The 23,629-nt window shown below is 40.7% G+C and carries 18 protein-coding genes and 1 tRNA gene; 7 read left to right on the plus strand and 12 right to left on the minus strand.

Annotated elements, in window-relative coordinates:
• Nucleotides 1-99: 99 nt before the first annotated feature.
• The 5 genes from ACP2AF_RS06265 to ACP2AF_RS06285 all read right to left on the minus strand — a co-directional run bounded on the left by ACP2AF_RS06265 (nt 100) and on the right by ACP2AF_RS06285 (nt 5,256).
• A complete protein-coding gene (locus ACP2AF_RS06265) occupies nt 100-1,632 on the minus strand; it encodes a carboxypeptidase-like regulatory domain-containing protein (RefSeq protein ID WP_425235380.1) in 1,533 nt (510 codons plus the stop codon).
• A gap of 109 nt (nt 1,633-1,741) precedes the next feature.
• Nucleotides 1,742-1,891, minus strand: coding sequence for a hypothetical protein (locus ACP2AF_RS06270; protein ID WP_425235381.1), 150 nt, complete (start codon nt 1,889-1,891; stop codon nt 1,742-1,744).
• 11 nt (nt 1,892-1,902) lie between these two features.
• Nucleotides 1,903-4,140, minus strand: coding sequence for a ferrous iron transport protein B (gene feoB / locus ACP2AF_RS06275; RefSeq protein ID WP_425235382.1), 2,238 nt, complete (start codon nt 4,138-4,140; stop codon nt 1,903-1,905).
• Complete coding sequence (locus ACP2AF_RS06280) at nt 4,137-4,382, minus strand: FeoA family protein (RefSeq protein WP_120709742.1); 246 nt, start codon at nt 4,380-4,382, stop codon at nt 4,137-4,139. The genes feoB and ACP2AF_RS06280 overlap by 4 nt, the downstream gene beginning before the upstream one ends.
• 199 nt (nt 4,383-4,581) lie before the next feature.
• Nucleotides 4,582-5,256, minus strand: coding sequence for an SCO family protein (locus tag ACP2AF_RS06285; protein ID WP_425235383.1), 675 nt, complete (start codon nt 5,254-5,256; stop codon nt 4,582-4,584).
• 162 nt (nt 5,257-5,418) lie between these two features.
• Here ACP2AF_RS06285 and rseP point away from each other — a divergent pair, with 162 nt between their 5' ends.
• The 6 genes from rseP (at nt 5,419) to ACP2AF_RS06315 (ending at nt 14,259) form a co-directional block, all read left to right on the plus strand.
• Nucleotides 5,419-6,774, plus strand: a complete 1,356-nt coding sequence (rseP, locus tag ACP2AF_RS06290) for an RIP metalloprotease RseP (protein ID WP_425235384.1) — start codon at nt 5,419-5,421, stop codon at nt 6,772-6,774.
• Between the two features lie 141 nt (nt 6,775-6,915).
• Nucleotides 6,916-6,989: transfer RNA gene (locus tag ACP2AF_RS06295), tRNA-Asn, on the plus strand.
• A gap of 1,052 nt (nt 6,990-8,041) precedes the next feature.
• Nucleotides 8,042-9,862, plus strand: coding sequence for a glycoside hydrolase family 3 N-terminal domain-containing protein (locus ACP2AF_RS06300; protein ID WP_425235385.1), 1,821 nt, complete (start codon nt 8,042-8,044; stop codon nt 9,860-9,862).
• Between the two features lie 37 nt (nt 9,863-9,899).
• Entirely contained in the window at nt 9,900-11,432 is a 1,533-nt protein-coding gene (locus ACP2AF_RS06305) for an alpha-N-arabinofuranosidase (protein WP_425235386.1), read from the plus strand.
• Between the two features lie 25 nt (nt 11,433-11,457).
• Complete coding sequence (locus tag ACP2AF_RS06310; RefSeq protein ID WP_425235387.1) at nt 11,458-12,906, plus strand: nucleoside hydrolase-like domain-containing protein; 1,449 nt, start codon at nt 11,458-11,460, stop codon at nt 12,904-12,906.
• A gap of 57 nt (nt 12,907-12,963) precedes the next feature.
• Complete coding sequence (locus ACP2AF_RS06315) at nt 12,964-14,259, plus strand: nucleoside hydrolase-like domain-containing protein (protein ID WP_425235388.1); 1,296 nt, start codon at nt 12,964-12,966, stop codon at nt 14,257-14,259.
• A 185-nt stretch (nt 14,260-14,444) separates the two neighbouring features.
• Here ACP2AF_RS06315 and ACP2AF_RS06320 read toward each other — a convergent pair whose 3' ends face one another.
• The 6 genes from ACP2AF_RS06320 to ACP2AF_RS06345 form a co-directional block, all read right to left on the minus strand.
• The gene (locus tag ACP2AF_RS06320) at nt 14,445-15,671 is read right to left on the minus strand and encodes a site-specific integrase (protein WP_425235389.1); all 1,227 of its coding nucleotides are present in this window, start codon (nt 15,669-15,671) and stop codon (nt 14,445-14,447) included.
• Nucleotides 15,672-16,186: 515 nt separating this feature from the next.
• Entirely contained in the window at nt 16,187-18,025 is a 1,839-nt protein-coding gene (locus tag ACP2AF_RS06325) for a CocE/NonD family hydrolase (RefSeq protein ID WP_425235390.1), read from the minus strand.
• A gap of 401 nt (nt 18,026-18,426) precedes the next feature.
• A complete protein-coding gene (locus ACP2AF_RS06330; RefSeq protein ID WP_425235391.1) occupies nt 18,427-18,843 on the minus strand; it encodes a VOC family protein in 417 nt (138 codons plus the stop codon).
• 45 nt (nt 18,844-18,888) lie between these two features.
• Nucleotides 18,889-19,335, minus strand: a complete 447-nt coding sequence (locus tag ACP2AF_RS06335; protein ID WP_425235392.1) for a helix-turn-helix domain-containing protein — start codon at nt 19,333-19,335, stop codon at nt 18,889-18,891.
• A 143-nt stretch (nt 19,336-19,478) separates the two neighbouring features.
• Entirely contained in the window at nt 19,479-20,861 is a 1,383-nt protein-coding gene (locus ACP2AF_RS06340) for a hypothetical protein (protein WP_425235393.1), read from the minus strand.
• A gap of 714 nt (nt 20,862-21,575) precedes the next feature.
• Nucleotides 21,576-21,968 carry a hypothetical protein gene (locus ACP2AF_RS06345; RefSeq protein ID WP_425235394.1) on the minus strand — a complete coding sequence of 131 codons (393 nt, stop codon included), beginning with the start codon at nt 21,966-21,968 and terminating at the stop codon, nt 21,576-21,578.
• A 1,115-nt stretch (nt 21,969-23,083) separates the two neighbouring features.
• On the opposite strand from ACP2AF_RS06345, the gene ACP2AF_RS06350 reads away from it, so the two are divergent.
• A complete protein-coding gene (locus ACP2AF_RS06350) occupies nt 23,084-23,338 on the plus strand; it encodes a hypothetical protein (protein WP_425235395.1) in 255 nt (84 codons plus the stop codon).
• Nucleotides 23,339-23,431: 93 nt separating this feature from the next.
• Here ACP2AF_RS06350 and ACP2AF_RS06355 read toward each other — a convergent pair whose 3' ends face one another.
• Nucleotides 23,432-23,608: a hypothetical protein gene (locus ACP2AF_RS06355; RefSeq protein ID WP_425235396.1), complete on the minus strand. Its 177-nt coding sequence runs from the start codon at nt 23,606-23,608 to the stop codon at nt 23,432-23,434.
• Nucleotides 23,609-23,629: the final 21 nt, after the last annotated feature.

The raw sequence follows: 23,629 nt of genomic DNA on the forward strand, positions 1-23,629 counted from the left end.
AGGTTACATATCCTGAAGTAATTTTTTTTACAAGTAATATTTCCCGAGAATGGAGAAATGAGAGTGAAAGGGGAGATAGGTTTGTTTGTATAGACCTTGTTAATCCTCCAGTTCGGCTTCTGAAACAAATTCCTTGATTGCTGTATTGGGCTCTATGATATCATACCCGGACCAAAATTCCGGATCGTAGTTGGGCATGTAGGTAGGAAGTATGGAATTATTTTCCTTAATATTCTCATATTGGGTTTCGCTTAGCGGGTCAACATCAAAAACAACCAGCTCATAACGATTTTTGCCACTAACAGCGACGTCTATTTTTAAGGAAAGCTCATTTTGCTTTCGGCGGCCACGTACGTTTTTATTTTTCTCTATTATTTTTAGGGGTCTTTTGAAACCAATTCTGTTTCCCTTGGTTATTTCGTAATAGCGCAACTGATATTTACCGTCCTTCCCCTTTGAAAAGATCATTCTTCCCTGGGCAAGGTACTCACTAAAGGAAACTCCCAGAAGCTTAAAATTCCGTAAGGTCTCAACGTTTTCGAAATCCATTCGGATAATGGCAAAATCATCGGAGTTGATATACAGCCTGCCCTTGAAATTCTCGGAACCTTCCGGTTCAAAACGTAGCACATAAACGGCATCGTCCCCCAAATAGGTGTAGTCTTCCAGAGTAAGCATGTATCTCCTTGGTTTAAAGATTACATTGTAATCCGAATCTTTGAATATAGGTAAGTTTTTATAAAGGTTCCCTAAGGTGCGCCGCTTATACTTGGCAAAGAACTTTTTCCGCTCCTGTTCATTTTCCTGGGTTTTTTTCAAGTGCTCGTTCAAAGCTTGTACGTCACTGGAGTCTACCTCTGTCTCAAAAAGTTCATCGGCATCCACTTTTGTTCCAAATAGTCCGGATTTGATTTTAAAATAGGAATCCGTTTTTATGTTTTCCTTTACTATGGAATTGAACTTCTTTTCCAAGGTCTCCGCATCCAAAGTTTTGCTTTTATCATATAGTTCGGATGCCTTTATGATATCCAACTTTTGTTCTTTCGCTTTGCTACCACCATAAAGATCACCCAACATTTCCGTATAATAACTGTTGTTCTTGGGAATCGTATGGTTTACACTGTCCAAAAAATTGGTATTAAATGCAGGAATAGTTGATTTCTTCAGGACATAATCACTTTTTAAAATGTTCTGCTGGTAAGATTCCCGCAGAAACAATCGCTTCTTGGTAAGCTCTAGATGATAGTTCTTTTCCAGATTTTTCTTTACCTCCTCCAAAATTTCCCTAGGAGTATAGTTTTTATTGGAAACGATGACCTCCTTTAGTTCTATAGCCTTGGGACTTAGATAAATGATGTTCTCCCTAAACTCAGAAATGGGTTTTCCTATGGATTCATAGCCGATACAGGAAATAAACAATGAATCCGAAGGTTGTACGCTTTCTTCCAATCGGAATGAAAAGCGTCCTTCCTCGTTGGTTATCATTCCCCGCTTTTTCAATTGCACGGTAACGTAGGGAACAGGTTTTGAAGTAGTGGAATCTACAATCCTTGCACTTAGGACTTGGGCATTGGCATAGGTTATACCAAGTAATAAAAAAATTAGGGTAAATGCGAATGCAACTTTTCCCATCCAGAATCAATTTTCAGACAAACTAAAGCATAGTACCTAGGAAAACCATACTTTTTAGGATTTTTTTGGCTGGATTTATTGTTTTTTTAACAAGTGCGAATGGACACCCTTAATGGCATCCACAATCGTTTTGCCCGCAAGCGCTCTTCTTTCTCCTTTTTGAAGCGAAAATGGACTTGGGCAAAAGGAATTTATAGATTAGGTAGCCCACCGCCAAGGCCAGGGTAATATAGACCAATACGAGTTGAAGATGCTCCATTTTCCGAAACCTTATTTAATAAATTGATAGGCGATTAAAGCAACAATATACGCAAAAACACTCATAAACAATAATTGCGCCATGGGCCATTTCCAGCTATTGGTCTCGCGTTTTACAATGGCCAAGGTGCTCATACACTGCATGGCAAAGGCATAGAACAGTAAGATTGAAATACCTGACGCCAAGTTGAACAAGGGTTTTTTGGTCCTCGGATTCACTTCTACGGCCATACGGGTTTTTATAGTCTCCTCCTCATCACTGCCCACACTGTAGATTGTGGCCAAGGTGCCCACAAATACTTCGCGCGCGGCAAACGAAGTAAGGAGGGCGATTCCTATTTTCCAATCGTATCCCAACGGTCTTACAACAGGTTCAATGGCCTTTCCCATTTGTCCAATATAGGAATGCTCCAGCTTATGGCTTGCTATTTCCTGTTCAACGGCCCTTTGTTCCAGATCCAAGGTTATGGCCGCCAGGGAATCCTGCATGGCCTTTAGGCTTATGGCGCGTTCGGTATCGATAACACTGACCGGGGTCGAATTTTTGTATTCATTCAACTTGCGTTCCATATACCCCAGACTGTATGCGGACAATCCTTCTTTTTCAATGCGCTGCTTTACTATGGTTTCCGCATTTTCAAATTCCTCCGAATATCCGTTGGAGCCCAAAAACCAAAGTACTATGGATATGGCCAGAATTATCTTTCCAGCACCCAAGACAAAACTTTTGGTTTTTTCCCATACCGTAAATACTACATTTTTGAGCAAGGGCATTTTGTAGCTGGGCATCTCTACCACAAAAAAGGTTCTACTTTTTATCTTTAGGATTTTGTTCAGTATCATGGCGGCAAATACGGCCGTCCCGAAACCAATGAGATATAATAACATCAAGGTCAAGGGTTGATAACCCAGTCCCAAAAAGCGCCCTTCTGGAATTACGAGCGCAATGATGATAAGGTAAATGGGCAATCTTGCGGAGCAGGTGGTAAACGGAACCACCAGAATAGTAATCAGTCTTTCTTTCCAATTCTCTATGGTACGGGTGGCCATAACGGCAGGAATGGCACAGGCGGTTCCTGAAATTAAAGGCACGACGCTTTTTCCACTTAAACCAAAGGGGCGCATTAGTCGATCCATTAAAAATACCACACGGCTCATATACCCTGATTCCTCCAAAAGTGAAATAAACAGGAACAAAAAGGCGATTTGTGGGATGAATATTACAATGCCCCCTATGCCTGCCAAAATACCCTCGGCTATTAAATTGGTAAAGGCACCTTCCGGCAACGTGCTTTTCACCCATTCGCTGGCGGATGCAAATAGTTCATCGATAAGATCTTGGGGATACGTGCTCCAATCGAAAATAGCCTGAAAAATGGTCAAGAGGATGGCAAAGAAAATAAGATACCCAAATACCTTATGGGTCAATATTCGATCCAAGGTTGCCCGAAAGCCTTTGGCGGCATTGCTATCCACTTTATAGGTTTCCTTGAGGATACCATTTATGAATTGATACCTTAGGATGGTCTCCTTTTGCTGAAGCCGCTTTAACTCCGATTTTGATTTCACCGCAAAAGTGGCTGCATTTTTTAGGGACCGTTTTTCAATGGGCATAAAGTTAACATCCTGGGTGATAACCAACCAGAGTTTATATAGGTCTTCCTTCGGGAATGCATTCTTCAATCGTTCAAAATAGTCCTTTGAAATAGTCTTGATGTCCACATTGGGAGAAGACGGCAAGCTTCTGAAATCGGCAATCAGCCCTTTTAACCGATCAATACCAGTACCCTTTCGTGTACTTACCAAGGCAATTTTGGTTTGCAGTTTTTCCTCAAGTACTGGAATGTCTATGCTGATTCCTTTTCTGGACATCCGATCGGACATGTTGATTACCAGTATCGTTGGAATTTTCAGATCCTTGATTTGGGTAAACAGGAACAAATTCCGTTTTAAGTTCTCTACATCGGAAATCACGATGGCCACATCCGGATGATCCTTGTCATTTTTGTTTAGGAGTAGTTCTACGGCTACACTCTCATCCAAGGAAGTGGTATTGAGGCTGTAGGTGCCAGGGAGATCTAGAATATGGGCCTTGACCCCTCTGGGCAGTTTACAGATGCCTTCCTTTTTTTCTACGGTGATCCCTGGGTAGTTGCCTACTTTTTGATTAAGTCCCGTAAGCTGATTGAAGACTGATGTTTTCCCCGTATTTGGGTTACCGATAAGCGCTACCTTGATCTGCTTGCTCATAATGTAGAAACATCATCCAAGATTTCCAATTCAATTTGAAGTGCCACTGAACGGCGTATCGCAATATGTGAACCATTTACATTGATGTAGATGGGGTCTTTTAGGGGAGCTACCTGTAGCAATTCAATTTGATTTCCGGGCAAGCACCCCAATTCCAGCAACTTAATGGGTAGGATATCCTTCTCAAATTCCTTGATGATTCCTTTTTGCCCTTTCTTGAGATGTGCTACGGTAATGGCCAACCTTATTTAGATTCATTTTAATTAAGGGCAAAAGTAACGTAAAATTCTCGGTTTGCTACACCTCCAACCTAAAAAAGCAACAATTTTGGCATAGTTCGTATATATGTTCCCTGTAACGGCTAGCTGAAAATGCTTGTTTTTTATTTGGAATTTAAAAAATTCCGGGCGCTCTTTTCCAGAAAAGTGGCAAGCTCTCTTTTTACTCCTGATAAAATTCTTTTAAGACCTTAAGGTCACTCAGTAACTTATCCATTTCTTCGGGATCAGTGCCATCATAAAAACCCCGGATTCGCCTTTCTTTATCCACCAGAATAAAATTTTCGGTATGAATCATATCAAAAGGTCCTCCATCGCCATCTGTTTTAACGGCTAGATATGATTTCCGCGCCAGCTCATAGATTTGTTTTTTATCCCCAGTGACCAAGTTCCATTTTTCGTCTAGGACCCCTTTTTCCAAAGCGTATTTTTTAAGCTGGGCAACCGAATCGATTTGGGGGGTTACTGAATGGGACAGGAGCAAAATCTCGTCATCGTCCTTGATTTCCTCCTGGATTCCGGCCATGTTTTTGGTCATTATGGGGCAAATGGTAGGGCAGGTGGTAAAGAAGAAATCCGCTACGTATATTTTATCCCTATAATCTGCTTGCGTAATGGTCGTTCCATTTTGGTTCGTCAACGAAAAATCCGCTATGGTATGGTATTTCCTAACATGGTGTACCGTACTATCCACCAATTCCGGATTCACCATGGAGGGTTGATAAACAGGTAAGGCCTTATTGGGTTGGAGCGCATTGTAAAATAGATATACGATGATGGCTGAAAGGAAAAGAAGTACTATTCCAAAAAATTTGAACTTGCCAAAAAAATTACCCATCCCAATTTTTTTACAAAGATAGGGTGTGTCCCGAAAGCTTTCAAGGAATATGCCCCGTCTTCTTGCCAAAACTTTCTTAAATAGGGAGGGCCTTTTCAGCTTTCTTTTTTTTACAGAGGGTAAAGGCTTACTTTTGTGCGATTAAATTTTTAGAAAACACCCATGAGTCCCATATTGATAAAGACCATTCAATTTTTTTTAAGTCTTTCCATTTTGATCGTATTGCACGAGCTAGGACATTTTATACCGGCCAAGCTTTTTAAGACGCGAGTGGAGAAATTCTATTTGTTTTTTGACGTCAAGTTTTCGCTTTTCAAGAAGAAGATCGGGGAAACCGTTTATGGAATCGGGTGGTTGCCCTTGGGGGGCTATGTAAAGATATCCGGTATGATCGATGAGAGTATGGATACCGAGGCCATGAAAGAGGAACCCAAACCATGGGAGTTTCGAAGTAAGCCGGCCTGGCAGCGTTTGATTATTATGTTAGGCGGGGTTACGGTAAACTTTGTATTGGCCGTCTTAATTTATATTGGTATGGCCTATGCCTATGGGGATCAATATGTACCCATGAATAGCCTGAAAGATGGCATAGCCGTGATAGAACCTGAAATTGGGGATGAGATAGGTATCCAAACCGGAGATAAAATCATTGCTGTTGATGGAAACGAGGTAGAGGAGTTTGGCAAGGTTTTTATGGAAATTGTAAATGGCAATTCCATAACTATTGAAAGGGACGGGCAGCGGATGGAAAAGGAAATTCCGGTGGATTTTATAGCTACGCTTTTGGAGGATGAGGACAGGATTCGTTTTTTAAGCTATAGGTTACCCTTTGTAATCGGGCAAGTCCCCAAGGAATCACATAACTTGGATTCTGGATTTAAGGAACTGGATGAAGTTGTAGCCGTTAATGGAAATTCTGTTGCCTATAGGGACCAAATCATTCCCTATCTGGAGGCGAATACGGGAGGGAACCTTGATTTGACCGTTAGACGCGAGGATGGCACTACCGAAATCATTTCGGCCAAAGTAAATGACGAGGGCAAGTTGGGTGTAGCACTAGGAGGTCTTACTATGGAAGATTTAGCTGATAGGGGCCTCTTTAAAATCGAGACCAAGAAGTATTCCTTTCTTGAGGCCATCCCCGCCGGTATAGATAAGGGCGTTACCACCCTTTCGGGTTACGTTAAACAATTAAAGAAGATTTTCAATCCGGAGACCGGTGCCTATAAAGGAGTTGGGGGCTTTGCGGCAATTGGAGGGTTGTTCCCCAGCACTTGGGACTGGCCCGCTTTTTGGAACACTACAGCGTTTATTTCCATAATACTAGCCTTTATGAATATATTACCCATACCTGCATTGGATGGGGGCCATGTTACATTTTTGCTGTATGAAATGGTAACGGGAAGAAAACCTAGCGATAAATTTTTGGAGTACGCCCAAATGGTCGGATTCTTTTTATTGATTGCTTTATTGTTGTTTGCCAACGGCAACGATGTGTACAAATGGCTTTTTAAATAGAGACGCCGTTTTTTGTTGGGGGCAATAAAAAAAACGATTATATTTGCACCCGCCTACGCTAAAATAAAGGTAGCTGCGGCGGGCAGGCCCTAAGAGATAAGAGTTCTGAGGGCGTTTTGTAAAAAAATTGATAAAACACCTTCCTCCTTAGCTCAGTTGGTTAGAGCATCTGACTGTTAATCAGAGGGTCCTTGGTTCGAGCCCAAGAGGGGGAGCAGACATAGTAAGGCTTCAGAGTATTTTCAACTCTGGAGCCTTTTTTATTTGCACGCAATTTGCACGCAGATTGAGAAAAATTTTATTTCTAGTCAAACTTTAACATTTCAATCCAAAATTTTCCAGGATTATTTGTGATTCATCCCAAATCCTTACCCCTAAACTTTGCGCATGGATCCTGTTTCGATTTTATAGTGTTCCGATAGAAAAGCGTGAAGTAAAATCGAAATAGGGCGCGCTTGCTATGCCATTACATTTATTTTTCCTTTCCAAAATCAACTTAAACTACCTTCTTTAAATAATAATAATAAGCTTCAAGTAAAATCCATGAAAAATGCTAGCTCAAATCGCAACATTTGGTAGCGAATAATATTTTTTGCGCCAAAAACTTTCAGTGTTTACTGGGGTTCCCAAGGTTTTTGGCGCAAAAACCATTTTTCACGAAATTTTGAATTCCATCAACTATCTGAAAATCAATAAACTAAAAATCGTAACATCGCTTTAGCGTGTTACCCTCTTGCTTTACAATCTTCGTCCTGCTGGCAGGACAAAAACTGTAAACACAAAGTGCCTTTCACATCAATCATATTAAACCAAAACAATTCAAATTTCATTGATACATACTATTTAGAGAAAATCAGACCATTGGAATAATATATAAACCTGTTTAACATTAATTGAAATCAAAATACAAAAGGAAACAGTATACGGGTATCGAACTATCCCATAAAAGGCGAATTAACGAAACTATTAAAAGAGACTAAGAAAAGGACACATCAATTATCCGGAAATTTATTTTGCCATACTGTGCCTTTAAATGGCCATTTTAGAAGACCTAGTACTTTGTTTATATTTATTTAAGAACGATGTTTTACCAAAATTCCAAAGTTGTCCACTAGCGGTAATAACATTTGCAAGCATAGATTTTATACCTGTTATTCAGATTGATTTGCACAAGGACCTTTAAATAAAGGAATATTCATAAATTACCATAACAAAATATGGAAACCGGGAATTCTATAACCGTAACAGTCAATTAAAAATCAACATAATGAACAAAATATTTTTAGTACTAGTTGGACTTTCCATTTTGATGTCTTGCGATAATTCAAAAAAGGAAAAAGTTGTCTTTAGGGATTTAAACAAGAATGACAAATTGGATGTCTATGAAGATTCTACGCGATCCATTGAAGCACGAATAGATGATTTGCTTTCCCAGATGAGCGTGGAAGAAAAAGCAGGTCTGATGTTCAATGCCATTTCCGGGGTTGGAATGGGCGAAGGAATCGAAAGGGTCGATTCCCTAATTTCAAAAGTCAACATCAAGCACTTGGACATGCCCGCTATGGCAACGGCAAAACAGATTTTAGAGCATAGCAATAAACTACAAAAATTAGCGGAAAATACGCGCTTGGGGATACCTATCACTTTCTATTCCGACCCAAGACACGGAACCCGTCATAATGAGGCGGCAGGCGAAAATCGATTTCATTCTTGGTGGCCGTCCGAGCTTGGTTTTGGTGCCATTGGGGATGAAGCATTGGTAAAGGAATTTGGGGACATAGAACGGCAAGAGTATTTGGCATTGGGTATTCGATTGGCCTTGCACCCCATGGCCGATTTGGCTACCGAACCGCGATGGTTTCGAACCTACACCACCTTCGGAGAGGATGCCGACCTGTCTGCCAAGCTAACCAAGGCCTATATCCAGGGTTTTCAAGGTGAAGAACTGGGCACTCATAGTATACTTTGCCAAACGAAACATTTTCCCGGCGGGGGTCCACAAAAAGATGGCTTGGACTCACATTTCCCATCAGGCAAGGAGCAGGTGTATCCCGGTGGAATGTTCGACTACCACTTAAAGCCATTTACCGAAGGAGCCTTGCCCGCAGGTACGGCGCAATTGATGCTCTATTATGGGGTACCGGTTGGCATTACCGAAGAGCAAGTGGCTTTCGGCTACAACAAAGAAATCGTAACTGAGCTGCTGAGGGATTCATTGGGTTTCAAGGGCGTTGTGTGCACCGATTGGGCATTGGTCACCGATAATCCAGCGAAACCGGCGTCCGCTTGGGGCGTGGAACATCTTTCCCCTAAAGAGCGCGTCAAAAAAATTATCGATGCCGGCGTGGATATGTTAGGCGGGGAATCTTGTGCTGAATTGGTAGTGGAACTGGTCAATGAGGGTAGCATTACGGAAGCCAGGTTGAATGAATCCATTCGTAGGATATTGCATGATAAATTTGTTTTGGGACTTTTCGACAATCCGTATTTAAAAAAGGAAAATCTCAAGGTTTTTGAAAACGAAACTTTCAAGGAAAAAGGAAAGGAAGCTCAGCGAAAATCATTGGTGCTTTTAAAGAATGAGGCTAACATGCTGCCTCTATCCCAAAATATCAAAGTATTTCCCAAAGGGATAGATTCACTAGCGTTTAGTGAATACGCTACTATTGTAGAAACCCCTGAAGAAGCTGATGTAATCGTTCTAAAATTCGGAACGCCATACACTCCAGTAGAAGACCCGAAATTTTTCTTAGAGCGAATCTTTCATCAAGGAAGATTAGACTTTCCAGAAGCTGAAAAAAAGGGGTTGTTGAAATTGATTAATACTAAACCCACTATTTCCATCTTTACCATGAAACGCCCTGCGGTGATTCCTGATATAGATAAAGCGAGTAAAGCCTTGATTGTTGACTTTGAGTGTCAAGATGAAATCTTGGCGGAACTGGTTTTCGGAAAATTTAAACCTAAGGGCAAATTACCGATTGAAATTCCTTCGAGCGTTAAGGCGGTTGAAGAGCAATTGGAAGATGTTCCCCATGATTCAGAGAATCCATTGTATGAATTTGGCTTTGGATTGGAATATCAATAGAACAAAAGCTGACTGTAGCAATGACTAAAGCGCAAAAATGAAAAAAGGAATTTTACCCATCTGCATCTTCTTGGTAACAAGTCTTTTCGCTCAAAACAGGCTCGCATTGAAACCGGATACAGCAAACGTAAAGATCAATAAGGAGATTTACGGTCACTTTTCCGAACATTTGGGTACATGCATTTACGAAGGTATCTATGTTGGCGAAGACTCGGACATACCCAATATTGATGGGTTTCGAAAAGACGTAGTAGAAGCTTTTAAGGAATTGAAAGTCCCTGTATTACGGTGGCCTGGAGGTTGTTTTGCAGACACCTACCACTGGAAAGATGGCATAGGACCTAAAGAAGACCGGCCCTCAATCGTAAATGTGTTCTGGGGAGGTGTAACCGAGGATAACAGTTTTGGCACCCATGAATTTTTAAACTTTTGCGAACTGATAGGTACCGAGCCCTATCTGAGTATCAATGTCGGCACGGGTACCGTTCAGGAAGCTGTTGAATGGGTTGAATATGTAACATCGAACAATAAAAGCCCGATGACAGATCTCCGTAAGAAAAATGGACGTGAAGAACCTTGGGATGTCAAGTTCTGGGGTATCGGCAACGAAAATTGGGGGTGTGGTGGCGATATGGCCCCCGATTACTACGCCAATATTTTCAGAAATTACTCCTCTTATATACGGGGCGAGGATTTTCAAAAAGTAATCTGTGGCCCTTCCGGGGACGATACCCATTGGACCGAAACGATTCTTTCAGGATTAAAGGGCAAAAACCATCTGGCCCAAGGCGTTTCACTACATTATTACACCCTGCCGACCGGAGATTGGGACAACAAAGGTTCATCCACCGACTTTGGGGAAGACATGTGGTTTGCAACATTGCATAATACCATGAAGATCAAAAGTTACATCGAACAACATTTGGAGGTAATGGACAAATATGACCCTGAAGGAAAAATAAAGCTGATCGTCGACGAGTGGGGAACTTGGTATGATAAATTACCGGGCACCAAAGACGGGTTTCTGCAACAGCAGAATACGCTTCGTGATGCATTTGTGGCGGGTATCAACCTGAATATTTTCAACAATGATGCCAACCGAATCAGTATGGCCAATATTGCGCAAATCGTAAACGTTCTACAATCGGTCGTTCTGACCAAAGCTTCCGAAATGGTCAAAACCCCGACCTACCATGTCTTTAAAATGTACAATGTACATCAAGATGCCAAGCTCATTCCCATAGACTTTAAAACTGAGAACTATGAGCACGGAGGTAAATCAATTCCGGCTTTGACGGCATCCGCTTCAGAGAAAGATGGCGTAACAAGCATAACCATTACCAATGCGAATCCGAAAAAGGTAATCAATTTGGACCTCCAATTAGGCGAGCGTTATAAATCGGCTAAAGGGGAAATAGTCTCGGGCAAAGAAATTACCGATTATAACGACTTCGGCAAAGCCGAGAAAGTCTTTATTTCGGATTTCAAGGTTGGAAAAATAAAAAATGAAGCTTTGAAAATCGAAGTTCCGGCGCATTCGGTAATTTTACTGCAGTTGCAAAAAATATAGTTTAATTTTAAGAATTTGACATATTATGAAACCCTTTTTATCCCAAGGAAAAATAATATTTTGTTCACTTTTTCTAACGGCTATTTCATTCCAATCCGTTCAAGGGCAATCCGTTGAAAGACACAGAGTAATTATTCTCACGGATATTGAAGCAGACCCGGATGATACCCAGTCGCTGGTCAGATTGTTATTGTATTCCAACCAGATTGACATTAAAGGGTTGGTCGCCACTACCTCTTGTTGGCTTCAATCGAAGGTAAACCCAGAATCTATAAAGAGGGTTATAAAGGCCTATGGTAAAGTTCAACCAAATTTGTTGAAACACGAAAATGGATTCCTGGAAGAAGGGGAGTTGTTAGATTTTGTAAAAAGTGGATTGCCTAAGTATGGAATGACTGGAGTTGGTGACAGTATGGATTCCGAGGGTTCGGACTGGATTATAAAAGTGTTGGAAGAGGATGATGAAAGACCATTGTGGATATCTGTTTGGGGAGGTGTAAACACATTGGCTCAATCCCTGCACAAAATAAAAAACACGAAAAGCAAGAAAGAAGCGGCAAGATTGATATCAAAATTGAGGGTCTATACCATTTCCGACCAAGATGATAGCGGCACTTGGATACGAAATAGTTTTCCTGATCTTTTTTACATCGTGAGTCCGGGAGATTATTATGGCACGGCAACTTGGACAGGAATCAACAGTTATATCAAAGGAATTGATAACACTACCATTAGTAATAGCTGGATTGCCCAAAACATTCAACAAGATCATGGTTCTTTGGGTGCAGAGTACCCTGATGTTGCATGGGGAGTGGAGGGCGACACACCTGCTTTTTTGTCATTGATACCCAATGGCCTCAATGAACCGGAACATCCTGAATGGGGTGCATGGGGTGGTCGTTATGCCCTCTATAAACCCGACTTTTCAAAAGCCAAAAAAGGGGGCTCCATAGTAACACTAGAGCCGGAAACAAGAGCAATTTGGACCAATACCGATGACAACTATACACCCTACGTGACCAAAGAATATGGTCGTACAATGAAAAGGGATACCATTTCATTCAAAAGCAACAAAACCACTTTATGGCGTTGGAGAGATGATTTTCAAAACGATTTTGCAGCCCGTATGGATTGGTGTACAATGTCGTTTGAAGAAGCTAACCATCCACCAGTTCCAGGGTTGACCCATCACGAAAAGTTAACAGTAAAGTCGGGCGAAGCCATTAGCTTGGATGCTTTTAAGTCTACCGATCCTGACGGTGATAATCTAAGTTATTTGTGGTTTCATTATCCAGAGGAAAGCTCATATAAAAAGGTGGTGAATTTAGGAGCGGAGAATGTTCACATAGTACACTTTAAGGCCCCGGAAGTTGAAAAAAAAGAAACGATTCATATCATTTTAAAACTGTCCGACAAAGGCACACCTTCCCTTTCAAGATATAAACGAGTAATCATTACTGTAGTACCAAAATAACTGGTACGGGCGAATTGACAATTACCGTCCGACGTTTGAACATCAAACAAAGCGATTATGAACAAATTGACTTTTGTCCTTTCCTGCTTAACTATTATTAGCTGCGCCCCAAAAAAAGAAAAGCAAAAGACCGTCAAGCCTCGAATTCTCATCAGTACCGATATAGGTGGAACCGACCCTGATGATAATCAATCTATGATTCATTTTTTGATGTATAGCGACCAATTTGATACGGAAGGTTTGGTTTCTTCGCCCTCTTATGGCTTTGGCACTAAACAGGATATTCTAGAAACGATCGCATTATATGAAAAAGATTTATCAAAATTAAAAAAGTATAGTGATGAATTTCCATCCGCCGATTCGTTACGATTTGTAACCAAACAAGGAAGAAAAGGTGCCGCCCCCTATGTAGGTTATGCAACTTCCACCGAAGGTTCTGATTGGATCATTAAATGTGCAAAAGAGGAAAGTGAACGAGTGCTTTGGGTATTGGTATGGGGAGGACTTGAAGATTTGGCCCAGGCATTGCACGACGCGCCTGAAATCGCAAGCGCAATAAAAGTATATTGGATCGGTGGGCCAAATAAAAAATGGAGTACCAATAGCTACATGTACATCGTGGAGCATTTTCCAAATCTTTGGTTCATTGAAGCAAACGCAACATATAGAGGTTTTTTCTCGAAGAGCAATGTACCTGACAGTTTGTTAAATGAAAACTATTACGACAACTACATTCAAGAGTCCGGGCATTTGGGAGAAAGTTTTAAGGAGTATTACGATGGAAATATAAAAATGGGAGATACCCCATCATTGCTCTATGTGATGAACGGCGAGCCTGATAATCCACTTGACGATAGTTGGGGCGGTAGTTTTGAAAAATTCAGCCATAGCCCTAGGTTTATCTTTGACCGTTATACCACAGTTGCCGATACGGTTTCAGTGTATTCCATTGTCGAATACCACTTCGATGGACCTGAACTTAATATCCCAAAAGATTCAACTTGTTTTACAATGACGGTACATGCAGGAGTTGGCGAACAAGAATGGCCAGGATTTTATCTGGGCGATGGTAAATATGGAATACGATATGCTCCAAAAGCGTCCGAAACCTTAACCTACGAGATTACTTCAAAAATTCCAGGTTTTCCTGAGCAGAAAGGTCAATTGGTTGTAAACAACGATTGGCCCGGAGCACCTTCAAAGAGTTATTACGAACTAGGTACGAATTGGTATTCAGATTCTTCCGATCCAGAATTGTTCGATAATGAATGGCAAGGTGCCAAAACAGTATTAAAGTGGCGTAGTGATGTTTTGTTTGATTGGGCGAAGCGCTGGGCTTGGCTCCAAGAGTAATGATAGACTTATGATTATGGTTTGCTAAGGATTGCCCAACAGTTCTAAAAAACGCAGATTATCTACCGTTAAAATTATAATTTTTGCAAAGTACCTTAAATCGAACGTTTTATGGAGCCTTAAAAATTAGATATTAATTCTTTTTACGAGCTGTTCGATATTTAGAAGAAAGGTTTATAATCAAATCATAAGGAGTTCAATTCTAACTGATAGGAATCAAGTATGTTGCTTGGTAAGGACTTAAGGTAAATTTGTGTAGTACTTAATTTATTGTGACCCATCATAGCGGAAATTGCCTCTAAAGGAACTTTTTTGAACATAGCATGTGTTGCAAAACTATGTCTGGATACGTAGGAGGTCAAACGTTCTTCAATACCACACTTTTTAGCTATTTCTTTCAGCCCAATATTATATCTTCTTAGTTCCCATTGAGCATCTTTGTACTGTAGCTCTATAGTGTCTCTATAGATTATAGGTAATAAAAAACCAGATGGATTGGGATGATTCATATAGTATTGAATTATGGGTTTAATCTGATTTGTAATAATTATATCATAGCGCTTTCCTGTTTTCCGTCTTTGAAATTTGACGCGACCATCGATAAAATTATCTCTTCTCAAAAAAGCCATATCAATAAAGGACATGCCTAACATGAGGTAGGAGAGGATAAAATAATTTCGATAGTGAAAATGATTTGAACCTACCTCGGTTTTCATTTCCAATATTTTCTTTATACTCTCAATTTTAATTGCTCTTTTTTCTGTAGGCTTTGTTTTAATGGTATAGTATTCAAAAGGATATAGAGATTCATCAACCATGCCTTCCTTGATGCTCTTGTTGTAAATTGCCTTTATTGTCCTCATGTAAGATGCTATTCCATTAACGGAATTACCCGGTTTTGATAAATGGTGTCTTTCAAACCGTTTTAAGAATTCAATGTTGAGCTCATTGAATTTTAGATCCCTGTTGTTTGTAAATCCTTTTAGTCTGCCAATGATTCCCGAGTAATTTCTGGAAGTTCCAATTCGTTTTTCTTTTTTAAGCTCTTCAGCCTTTTTAAGACCAAATTCATAGAAGGAATTGAATCGCTTTCGGTTAACTATTTTATCTGCAATATCTTTGGCAGTAAGTCTATCTAGTTGGTCATTATCGGCCAGTTTATTGATAACCTCCTGCGCCTTAACTTGTTTTTTTAATAGAAGAGTATTCAATAGGTGAACTGAGTCAACATCTGGAAAATTTCTTTTTATTTTACATCTGTGATGATCCCAGTATTCCTCTGGCACATAATGGCCTGTTTTTATCGAAGTAGTTTTTCTAAAATGGGTCAACCTCAAAATGATGGGGAAACATCCATTTTGGGTCATTCTACGGGTGTCCAAACTTAGTTTTATACTCGTGTTCATGAACATAAGTTATAAAAAAATTTGCACGCAATTTGCACGCAAAAAGTTGGTTTCAATTGACTTTGTTTGACAACAAAAATTATTAAAACACTGACATTCAATAAAATATGTGATTTTTAAAATTTGCTTGTACCCCATTCGCCAACGCTGTTAATCAGAGGGTCCTTGGTTCGAGCCCAAGAGGGGGAGCAAAAAAGAAAGAGCTGCACAAGAGTGTGGCTCTTTCTTTTTTACCATTTTCGGCGAGAAGTTTATCCTGAGCGTAGCCGAAGGGAGCCCAAGAGGGGGAGCAGAAACAGAGAAAACCTTGTTTAAGAAAGACAAGGTTTTTTTTATACCATAAAGTTTATGGGCGAGAAGCCCGCCTAACTTTTCGGGCAGGTTTATCCTTAGCGTAGTCGAGGCTAGTCCAAGAGGGGGGGTAAAACGGAACCAAAGCCATACCGCTTCCAAGCGGCCTTCCCATTAAGGAAGGGCCATTTTCATTTCAGTATTTTTCTCACGTGACTCTAAGCCATGATTTAAAATCCAGGAACAAGCGGTAATACAATATGACTGGGTCGCTTTCCTCCATGATGGATGGTTTGTTCAGCGATGCGCACCTCCGCATCCTCTCCAAGGGGTTTGCCGGTATTGGGATTACGGTCAAACTGTGGAAAGTTACTAGAAGTAATATCTACCCGGATACGGTGGCCGGGTAGAAATACGTTTGCGGTTCCTGTCATTTCAATTTCGAATTCGTAAACCTGGTTTGGGGTAAGCAGGTTTATTTTATCCAGGCCATCCTTAAAGCGGGCCCGTAGGATGCCTTCCGATACGGGATAGGCACCGCCATCTGGATACACATCTACAAGTTTGATCATCCAGTCGGTATCCGGACCGTCAGTAGCGGCGTGCAACTTCATGGTAATCGGGCCGCCCACGGTTACCGGTGCCGTCAGAAAATCCGAGGTATAGACCAAAACGTCGTTTCTACGTTCAATGATCCGTTGATCCCTGGGCCCGGTAACGGTGGGGGTGCCACAACAATTATTGCCCCCATAGGTCTTTACGGGTAGGTTGGGATCGTAGGTATACTCATCGGTACCGGCTCTTTTGGGTTTATCGAAGGTAAGCTTACCGGAGCCGCGCAGGCTGTTGGCAGGTCCATCCGCTGTAAGGTACAGCTCCTTGTATTGTGTTCCAGGGATAGGCCAGTCCTTTTCCTCTCGCCAGGAATTTTCGCCCATATAAAATATTTTTACCGGGAGTTCCTTATCCAGCCCGTTGTCGATTCCTTTTAGGTGAAAATCATAATAGCGAAGCTCTTCCTCAAAAATATCGATATAGGCATGATCCCCGAATTCCAGGTCCCCAAATCGGGTTCCGGGACCGTGGCCCCAGGGCCCAACGAGCAACTTGGTACCGGCACGTGCAGCTTCTGTTCCACCGTATTTTTTCATTCCCGTATACCCGTTCAAGGTGCCCATAAGAAATATATCAAACCAGCCTCCGGTGTTATAGGCGGGCACCATCACTTTATCAAAACGCTCTTCATCACTGATGGCCTTCCAATAGCCGTCATAACTCTCATGGGCCAACCAATCCCGGTAATGTTGTACCGCATAACCGGCACTCTGCAAGTCACCATTTTTCAGGGGGAGATGCATCAAGATATTTTCATATTTTAATTCCTCGGGCGTAAAATCGGAGGTGTGCCAAATCTGGGGCAACATGATACGGTTCGGCATACGTACCGCACCCCATCCAAAATTAAAACTCAGCCGAAAGGCGCCCCCCATGGTAATCCAGTTGGCGTACAGGTTGGTCGACGCCACGGAGGGGAAGATGGCATCCAAGCTGGGAGGGCTCTGACTGGCAGCGGCCCATTGATTATGCCCCAGGTAGGATCCCCCTTGCATGGCAATCTTCCCATTAGAAAAATCCTGTTCGGCAATCCACTCGATAGTATCGTGGCCATCTTTGGCCTCATCACGAAAAGGCTCCCACTTTCCCTCGCTTTCGTAACGGCCCCTTACATCCTGTACGATGCCTATGTAGCCCCGCTGAGCAAATTTCATCATCCGCTCATGGTGAACACCAATGCGTTGCAAACCATAGGGACTGCGGGTTACTATGACCGGATACTTTCCTGGTTTGGTGGGACGATAAATATCGGCATAGAGGAGGGTTCCATCCCGCATGGGCACAGGAACTTGCCGAACAAGCCGGATTTCGTTCAGCACCGGACCGGGACCTTTCGAAGCGATTGAGGCCGTCTGGGAGAATCCCAAATAGAAAAAGAACAAAATAACAAGAAACAACAGGTTTTTTATAGGGTACCCATTGCTAAAAAAGGGGAGAGTTTTTAGTGGTTGCATTTGATTTTATTTAACGGGTGTATTTCATATGAAACGGATTGAATTGCTATAGATAACGGTTGCTAAAGAAAAAAGACGCTTATCGTGCGTAATTTAGTGCTAACGACACTTTAAATCATTCACAGATGAGCTTATTGAGTAAAGATACTATAGAAAAAAAGATTTTGGATTATTTAAGCTAACCCACCAAAAGATCAAAGATGATATGCGACAAAATGATTGGCCTTGTTCAATTGATTTTCATCGATTGAAGATAGTCACATAGTGGTGAGAAATTCGCTTGACTCTTGGGCCTGGTTTATCCAAAGCAAAGTGGAAGGAAACCAAGAGGGGGAGCAAAAAAGAAAGAACCACGCTCTTGTGTGGCTCTTTCTTTTTTACCCTTTTTTGTCAAGAAGCTCTCATTCTTTCTCTTTTTCACATAAGGAAAACCAGTTCCCGGAGTCATCAACGAATAAAGCTTCGTAGGCATAAAACTCCTTGGTCGGTTCCTTCTTGAAAACTACACCTTTAGTTTTTAGCTCTTCATACGTGGCAAGCAAATCGTTACATTCGAAAACGCCGAAACCAAATGTGCCCTTTTTGACCAATTCTTTCATTTGTTCCGCTGCTCCATCTTTAAACATCGTGCCATCTTCTATAGGCATCAAAGAGATTTCAAGTTCAGGTTGTTCCGGCGGGCAAACGGTGAGCCAACGCATACCGGGACCCATTGGGGCATCAGTATGAATTTTAAAACCCAATTTGTTTACATAAAAGTCCAATGCACTATCCTGATTTAGTACAAATACGCTTACGTGGTTTAATCTTGTAATCATTTTTCCAAGTTTTAATTGTGAGCCTCAAAGCTCATCAACTAACCTCTAAACCACTTCTTGAAAATTGCTATTCTCTGTCCAACCTTTGGTTTCTGCGAAGCAATTTGGAATAAATTTCAAAGGTTCTTCGGCTATCTTCACTTTTCTTTGTAATTGTCGAGATTGATATTCCTTAGGGGTAAAACCAACTTCTTTTTTGAAAAGCCCTGTAAACGAACTCGGACTATCGAACCCAACGGCAAAACAACATTCCATAACTGAAATTCCTTTTTTTAAATGCCGCTTGGCTTCTTCTATCCTTATGGAAGTCAAATATTTATATGGGGTTTTCCCATAAATGTCCTTAAAAAGTCGAATGAAATGAAATTTAGAAAAATGGGATTCGTCAGAGATATTGTCAAGGTCAATCTTATCACAAAAATTATTGTCAATAAATAGTTTCGCCTGTACTATTCTCTTGTACAAATACATTTTCGGATAGCTATTTTCCATTTTAAGGTTTCTTTCGTTTTGGTTGATTGAAGTTAGGAAAAAATGGCCAAATGAAAGCCATGGGCTATAACCATCGTAACCGTTGTTGTAAGCAGTTTTATTGGTAAGTAATGTTTCATACCCAATCCAGTCAGATTCAATTTTTAATAAAAATAACTTGACTCATTTACCCAATGAAAGCGTCTTTTTTTCAACCTAAATTCATTTATTTTTACAGGTTTGCGTTTAGCGATAATAAACACAGAATCATTTTTTATCTTTCCCCAAATTTGTAGGGTTGTCGAATCAATTTTTTCAAGATAAAGCCTGCTAATTTTTTTCCTAGCAATCAATATGGAATCCATCCCGTAGTAAATGTTATCAGCAATACCTAGTTCGTTGTAAACTTCCTGTATTTTTTCAGATAAATCTGTTGGATTTCCATAAAGTAAAAGTTCTTTTTTATCTACTTTAAAATTTATGAAGGTAATGCTATCACTCTGAAATCTAATAGCTTCAACCATTATATCACCAATAATAAGTTGCTTCCAACGTAAGGGATTGTCAATTAATAAGGTGTCTTCATTTAAGGTGAATGAATTGATGTCATAAAGCCCGGAATAACCGGATTTCGCATTTAAGTGCTCTTCATTGCTTTTTTGATAACCAGCGGTGTCTTTAATCGAGGCAATCAGAAAATAGCCAACTACAACAACTTTAATTGCCATTTTTAGTATGCGTTTCCATTGTTTTTTATACAAAGGTGCTTTAATAATCGAAAGTGAATTTGCTTGACCATTTAAGAAAAATCGAACAATACTTCCCCCATCTCTTAGAAAAAGAAAAAGAGCCATGATAAACAAAGCGATAGGGTACATTTTCGCATGTACATCAAAACTAATGTTTACCACTATTACGTTGGCAAGGGCCGCCATAGTTAGTATAGCACCAAGGGCAGTTGTTCTGCGAAAAAGCAGTAGCAATGCCCCTGCTTCTACTAAACCCATAAAAACATTATATTCATAAGAATGGCCAAAAAAAGCCCAAGCTAGATGCATGGGGGACATATCTCCCACACGCTCAGTTAATGTATAATATCCAAGGTCGGGGAACTGAACTTTAAAGAATTTATAAAGTGCAAATAGAAACATTGTAAATGCCAGGTAGTATCTTATAGTAGTGGTAATCCAGTAATAAAGAACTTGATAGCTTTTACGTTTTCCATCGAGCAAAGACCAAATTATAGTGCCTATTGCCGCAATAACTACTATGGTGAAATAGAGTAAGTAAACGTAAGTTCTGTCGTTGTGTTCCCCATCATATGGGGATATGATAAGGTATTGAATATTGAATATGGTTTTTCCGACCCAAGAAACTGTACTATCTAAAAGCGAAGATAGGGGGCCATAATAATATAGTTTGGATAAAATTGGGTTGACTGACCAATCTATAAAAATGATGAACAGGATAAAAAATATCACAGCATATCGAAATCCAATTTTATGGTAGCTCTTCCAAGGCTTCGATATAGTGGGATTTTCTTCCAAATCAGCTATATTTTTACCAAATTATTTCTACCAGTTCGATCTTTCACCTTTTTTACTATTTGCTTTAAGTATTACCACTCCACGCAAATTGCTTACAACGTTAGGTGTATGATCTGTGGCCCCTATTCACGACCTTGCTTCGGGCCATTGATTATACAGCGTGTTGTTGGCCGTTTTATTTTAATTTTCGGCTTTTCCAAAATTAAGGATAAAACAAGGGAACCGTTCTCATTGCCGAACATCACAACACCTTTTTTTCCAAGATTCCCCATAACCATGTTCTATGTAAATGGCATGGAACGTTGTTATGGGAAACACAATACACGTCCTTCTGTTATGGATTCCGATAAAATTGACTTTGTCAAAAATTTTACCGTCCTTGGCCCAAGTAGTTTTTAACGTTCCGACGTTTTGATAGCAGGCTCTCAACGCTGAAAGCCAAACTACTTGGAACGGTACCTCCCAAAAGTCGGCCATCCCTTCACAGAAGAACGACCGCTTTATTTCCCCGCAAAGACCTTGGAAAAAATGCCCCCACGGCATTTATAATGGCCTCCAACGTTGAGTATAACCGTCAGTTACGGGTTTTAAATTACTGTTTTTCGGTTAAGTACTGACGCTCGCAATTCCGAGTGGATTCTAGCCTGTGCTGAGCGCAGTCGAAGCATAGTCGAATCCGCCGTAATTGCGGTTATACATTGTTGTACACTGGCTTTATTTATATTTTTCCGAGTACAAAAATTCAGCACGCTCATTTAATTCGTCCGTCATTTTTATTTGATTCGGTTTATCCCCATTCAAAACCCACGCTTTATTTCCGATATCGCTACTTTGAAGTACAATTGTATCCCCAATTTCAGTCCAACCAATTGTCCATTTATTCGCATCTCCAGCTCCAGTATTCAATTCAGTCAGTTTATTATTTTCCTTATCAAATAAGTGAATAATAACATCAGCGTAATTATCCGCATTTTTGTCGGTCCGATTTACAGTAGCCTTAATGTCAAAATTTCCAGTTGGCGACTTAATCGATTCACTTTCATAATTGCTAAAAAAACAACTTGTAAAAGTCAAAGTCAATATTATTAAAGTCAGTTTGCGTTTCATTTGGTAGCTTGTGTACAACGTTAGGTGTATGATCTGTGGCCCCTATTCACGACCTTGCTTCGGGCCATTGATTATACAGCGTGTTGTTGGCCGTTTTATTTTAATTTTCGGCTTTTCCAAAATTAAGGATAAAACAAGGGAACCGTTCTCATTGCCGAACATCACAACACCTTTTTTTCCAAGATTCCCCATAACCATGTTCTATGTAAATGGCATGGAACGTTGTTATGGGAAACACAATACACGTCCTTCTGTTATGGATTCCGATAAAATTGACTTTGTCAAAAATTTTACCGTCCTTGGCCCAAGTAGTTTTTAACGTTCCGACGTTTTGATAGCAGGCTCTCAACGCTGAAAGCCAAACTACTTGGAACGGTACCTCCCAAAAGTCGGCCATCCCTTCACAGAAGAACGACCGCTTTATTTCCCCGCAAAGACCTTGGAAAAAATGCCCCCACGGCATTTATAATGGCCTCCAACGTAGGAGTATAGATCGTTAATGATCTATACATCTTTTATATGTGGAACTAAGATAAGAGATTTCCAGTCTTCGTTCGACTCTGATCTATAGGTATATTTTCCGGGAAAAGAAGAAACAAATTGCGCTTCTACTACTATAGACCTTACTTCCCTGGACCTTGTGGACAAAAAGGACAAAAAAATTCGATTAAAGATAAAAGTAAGAAACGGAATCCAATAAGGGCAACTTTTGGTCCCGGTGGGCTTCTTTGTGTTCATTGGAATTGTGGGCTATCTGGTCTTCAAGCGGTTGGTCCGATAAATATCCCCATTCACCAATAGTTTTAGTATACTGCCCTGGCTATTGGGTATATTGACAGGTGGATTTGCACAAAAATATTTGGGTTTTCTACCAAATTGCGGGAGAAGATAGTTTCCATACGGAGGGATATTGGTGGAGTATTATACTCACCGTCTTCGCAATGTTGATAGCTTGGATCATATTCGTTGACCTTAAAAATAGGGAATAGAGGTCGTCCTTTCCAGGTTACTTGTTAAAAATCCATATCTCATAGGAAACCAACCAAATATGTCCATAATTCTAGGAAACGCTACCAACGAGTCCGAGACCGAGGCCTATCAAAATCTGCGAGAGATTGCTCGATGATGGGGGCTACCAGGAGATGTTTTATAAAAAGGACAAATTCGATACGCGCACAATTTCCAACAATTCGGGAATCGTTGCCGACGTCGACACAGATCCGCACGACCTATCACAAGAGGAGGGGCACAATACCAATGAAGAAACGAATCCCTATGGACCTGATGGAACACCTACAAACTATGACCCTTCAGACGACAGCTATGAAGACCCAGGCTCACCTTGGACTGATTTGGACGGTCCTATATAATTATGAAAAGTACCTAAAATAGCCGCTTTACCACTTCTTGGCATTGTCTTTTTTATGAGATTGGATCTTCCCGCTAGGACAAACTCACACACTTCATTTGTTGGTAAGGCCGTCCATTTTTGCTATCTTATAAGACTGCCCTTGTTTAAACCTAAAAAATGGGAAAACCGCTGGAACCGATTCGGATGAATGGAAAGCAGTCAAAAAAATTGTAGCCTTTCTTGCGGTGAACGCCTTGGAGGCACTGGCCGAGAATAACCCTTTTGTCACCTTTTGAGAGTTTGGTGGGTT

It is taken from the genome of Ulvibacterium sp. (assembly GCF_965248315.1).
GTDB lineage: Bacteria > Bacteroidota > Bacteroidia > Flavobacteriales > Flavobacteriaceae > Ulvibacterium.

What these genes read in the sequence shown, in the direction of transcription:
- feoB (WP_425235382.1), bottom strand. Translation starts at nt 4,140, where the DNA reads ATGAGCAAGCAGATCAAGGTAGCGCTTATCGGTAACCCAAATACGGGG.
- ACP2AF_RS06325 (WP_425235390.1), bottom strand. Translation starts at nt 18,025, where the DNA reads ATGCAACCACTAAAAACTCTCCCCTTTTTTAGCAATGGGTACCCTATA.
- ACP2AF_RS06270 (WP_425235381.1), bottom strand. Translation starts at nt 1,891, where the DNA reads ATGGAGCATCTTCAACTCGTATTGGTCTATATTACCCTGGCCTTGGCG.
- ACP2AF_RS06315 (WP_425235388.1), top strand. Translation starts at nt 12,964, where the DNA reads ATGAACAAATTGACTTTTGTCCTTTCCTGCTTAACTATTATTAGCTGC.
- ACP2AF_RS06345 (WP_425235394.1), bottom strand. Translation starts at nt 21,968, where the DNA reads ATGAAACGCAAACTGACTTTAATAATATTGACTTTGACTTTTACAAGT.
- ACP2AF_RS06285 (WP_425235383.1), bottom strand. Translation starts at nt 5,256, where the DNA reads ATGGGTAATTTTTTTGGCAAGTTCAAATTTTTTGGAATAGTACTTCTT.
- ACP2AF_RS06310 (WP_425235387.1), top strand. Translation starts at nt 11,458, where the DNA reads ATGAAACCCTTTTTATCCCAAGGAAAAATAATATTTTGTTCACTTTTT.
- ACP2AF_RS06265 (WP_425235380.1), bottom strand. Translation starts at nt 1,632, where the DNA reads ATGGGAAAAGTTGCATTCGCATTTACCCTAATTTTTTTATTACTTGGT.
- rseP (WP_425235384.1), top strand. Translation starts at nt 5,419, where the DNA reads ATGAGTCCCATATTGATAAAGACCATTCAATTTTTTTTAAGTCTTTCC.
- ACP2AF_RS06320 (WP_425235389.1), bottom strand. Translation starts at nt 15,671, where the DNA reads ATGTTCATGAACACGAGTATAAAACTAAGTTTGGACACCCGTAGAATG.
- ACP2AF_RS06330 (WP_425235391.1), bottom strand. Translation starts at nt 18,843, where the DNA reads ATGATTACAAGATTAAACCACGTAAGCGTATTTGTACTAAATCAGGAT.
- ACP2AF_RS06335 (WP_425235392.1), bottom strand. Translation starts at nt 19,335, where the DNA reads ATGGAAAATAGCTATCCGAAAATGTATTTGTACAAGAGAATAGTACAG.
- ACP2AF_RS06300 (WP_425235385.1), top strand. Translation starts at nt 8,042, where the DNA reads ATGAACAAAATATTTTTAGTACTAGTTGGACTTTCCATTTTGATGTCT.
- ACP2AF_RS06305 (WP_425235386.1), top strand. Translation starts at nt 9,900, where the DNA reads ATGAAAAAAGGAATTTTACCCATCTGCATCTTCTTGGTAACAAGTCTT.